Origin of the sequence: Mesorhizobium sp. M7A.F.Ca.CA.004.04.2.1, assembly GCF_004022825.1 — a bacterium.
Classification (GTDB): Bacteria; Pseudomonadota; Alphaproteobacteria; order Rhizobiales; family Rhizobiaceae; genus Mesorhizobium.
Genome location: NZ_RZPH01000835.1, coordinates 1 through 2,730 on the forward strand (window position 1 = coordinate 1; position 2,730 = coordinate 2,730).

Sequence of the window (2,730 nt, forward strand, 5' to 3'; positions counted from 1 at the left end):
GAACTCGCGCCGATCGACACGACCCGCGCGTGCTTCGACCGCCATTGCCTCGATAGCGCTCGGCACGCGATCGCCACTGCTTCTGAAGAATGCCATTTTTTCCTCCCGTCTGGTTCCCTTTGATCTTGGTTCTTCGCGTCAACTGACGCTGTCCGGCAGCCTCTCCTCGCGCCGCGCGATGAAATCCATCAGGCCATCGGCGATGCCTTCGTCGAGCTTCGGCTCCTCGTAATCCGCCAGCATGTTGCGCGCCTTCTCGCGGCCGCGCGTGTCGTGGTCCTTCGCCCCTTCTGCCTTCCACTGTTCGTACGAATTGAAGTCCATGATCGAGGGTATGAAGAAGGCCGACTCGAAATGTTCGAGCGTGTGTTTGCTGCCGAGGAAATGGCCCTGCGGCCCGACTTCGCGGACCGCTGCCATCGCTTCCTTGAAATCGTCGAACGGAAGGCCGCCTGCATATTTGTACCAGCCAACCAGCTGTTCGCAGTCCGTAGCGAACTTCGAATAGCCGCAGCTCAGGCCGGCCTCCAGCCACCCGGCGGAGTGCCAGATGTAGTTGGCGCCGGCGAGGATGGCGGCATGCATCAGCATGTTGGCCTCGTAGCCCGCCTGGGCGTCGTTGAGCTTCGATCCGACATGGAAGCCTGAGGTGCGCCACGGCAGTTTGTATTTCCGCGCCAGCGCGCCCATCAGGTACATCATCTGGGCCGCCTCCGGCGTGCCGCCCATCGGAGCGCCGGTCTTCATGTCCACGGTGACCATGAACTGTCCGTAGATCTGTGGCGACCCTGGGCGCAGCAGTTGCGTGAAGGCGACGCCCGCCAGCGCTTCCGCATTGACCTGCGCGACTGCCCCGACGGCCGACGCCGAAGTCGAGGCGCCGCACAGTGCGAAGGGTGCGAGGATCAGCGGCTGGTTGCTTCGGGCATAGACCTTCATCGCGTCCAGCATGGTGGCGTCCCACACCAGCGGCGAATTGCAGTTGGTGATCGACACCAGGACCGGATTGTCGCGGACGTAATCCTCGCCGAACACGATGCCTGCCATCGCCATCGTGTCTTCCGCCCGCTCCTTGGACGTGACGATGCCCATGAACGGCTTGTCGGAATGCTTAAGCGCGGAATGGATGATGTGGAGGTGACGCTTCGGTACCGCGATTTCCATCGGCTCGCAAATGACCGAACTCGATGAATGCAGCGCCGGCGCCATGTAGGCGAGCTTGTGGAAATTGTTGAGGTCCGCGAGCGTGCCGTAGCGCCTGTTGTTGTCGAGGTCACGCACATAGGGCGCGCCATACATCGGCACGAAGATGGTATTGTTGCCGCCCACCCGCACCGTACGCTGCGGATTCCTCGCATTGAGCGTGAACTCCGGCGGGACCTTCGATACCAGTTCCATCAGCAGGGCCCGGTCGATCCGCACACGAGTTTCCGAGACATCCGCGCCCGCCGCCTTCCACAGTGCGATAGCCTCGTCGTCGCGGAATTCGCATCCCACCTCTTCGAGGATCAAGAGCGACTCCTCGTGGATCAGCTCGACCGCCTCATCGGGGACCATCTGGTAGACGGGGATCTGGCGGACCAGGGTCGGAAACGACGTTACCGGAGCTCCGCGCAGGGCCTTGCGTCCCAGGCGGCCGCCACTGCGGCGGTTGGCATGTTCGGTCACTTCAGGGGCTGGTGCGTTCATGGCAACTCCATTCCACTCATGAAGGAGCCTAACGCGACAAAATGGTGATGTGACGCTGGAAAATCCTGATCTCTTGTATAAGCTCAGCTTATGCGAAGCCTGCGCCACCTCCTGCCCTCGGCCGGCAGCCTGATCGTCTTCGAGGCGGCCGGGCGGCTGTCGAGCTTCACCGCCGCCGGGCGCGAGCTCGGCATGACGCAGGCCGCCGTCTCCTATGCCGTGCGCGGGCTGGAAGAACGGCTTGGCGCCAAGCTGTTCCAGCGCCGCCACCGCCAGGTTCTCCTGACCGAGGCCGGCGAGCGCTTCCATGCCGATGTCTCGCTCGGCCTTTCGCATATTCGCAAATCGGCGGAGGATCTGCGCCTGCAGGCAACCGGCGGTCATGTCACGCTGGCTGCCTCGACCGCGTTCGGCTCGTTCTGGATGATGCCGCGCCTGCAGCAGTTCCGCGACGAACTGCCGGGCATCGACCTGCGTATCCAGACCGCCGACCGCGACCTCGACATCATCGCGGAAGGCATTCCGCTCGGCGTGCGCGGCGGCGCGCCGCTGGACTGGCCGGACTATCACTCGTTGCCGCTGGCCGACGAGGAGATATTTCCCGTCGCCGGCACCAGTTATGCGGCAAAGTTCGGCCTGCCCCAATCCGCTGCCGAACTGGCCACGCACCGCCTCATCCATCTGGAGGAGCCGTATCGCGAGGCGGCCAGCTGGGACGAATGGTTCCAGTCGGCGGGCGCCAATCTCAGCGATACCGCGCGCGGCCTGCGCATCAACGACTACGGCCTGGTGATCCAGGGCGTCATGGAAGGCCAGGGCATCGCGCTCGGCTGGCGGCACCTCGCCGAGCGGCTGCTGGCGTCGGGCTTGCTGGTGCCGGTGACGGATCATGTGCTGAAGACCGGCAAGGCGTTCTATGTCGTCTGGCCGAAGAACCGGGAACTCAGCGACAACGCCCGCAAGGTGCGAGACTGGCTGGCGGAGCAAGCGTGAGGGGCAGCGCCTCCCAGTCCCTTGGAAGTCGGCGGGGTAAGCACCCCC

Annotated in this window: 2 protein-coding genes; one reads left to right on the top strand and one right to left on the bottom strand. The window is 64.1% G+C overall.

The annotated features are described in order from the left end of the window. Positions 1-138 precede the first annotated feature (138 nt). Positions 139-1,689 (bottom strand): trimethylamine methyltransferase family protein, encoded by a 1,551-nt coding sequence (locus tag EN893_RS27835; RefSeq protein ID WP_127269036.1) that lies wholly within the window; start codon positions 1,687-1,689, stop codon positions 139-141. Positions 1,690-1,779: 90 nt separating this feature from the next. Here EN893_RS27835 and EN893_RS27840 point away from each other — a divergent pair, with 90 nt between their 5' ends. Further along, the gene (locus tag EN893_RS27840) at positions 1,780-2,682 is read left to right on the top strand and encodes a LysR substrate-binding domain-containing protein (RefSeq protein ID WP_127269035.1); all 903 of its coding nucleotides are present in this window, start codon (positions 1,780-1,782) and stop codon (positions 2,680-2,682) included. The last annotated feature ends 48 nt before the right edge of the window (positions 2,683-2,730 follow it).

Coding starts and splice junctions, on each gene's coding strand:
- EN893_RS27835 (WP_127269036.1), bottom strand. CDS start 1,689: ATGAACGCACCAGCCCCTGAAGTGACCGAACATGCCAACCGCCGCAGT.
- EN893_RS27840 (WP_127269035.1), top strand. CDS start 1,780: ATGCGAAGCCTGCGCCACCTCCTGCCCTCGGCCGGCAGCCTGATCGTC.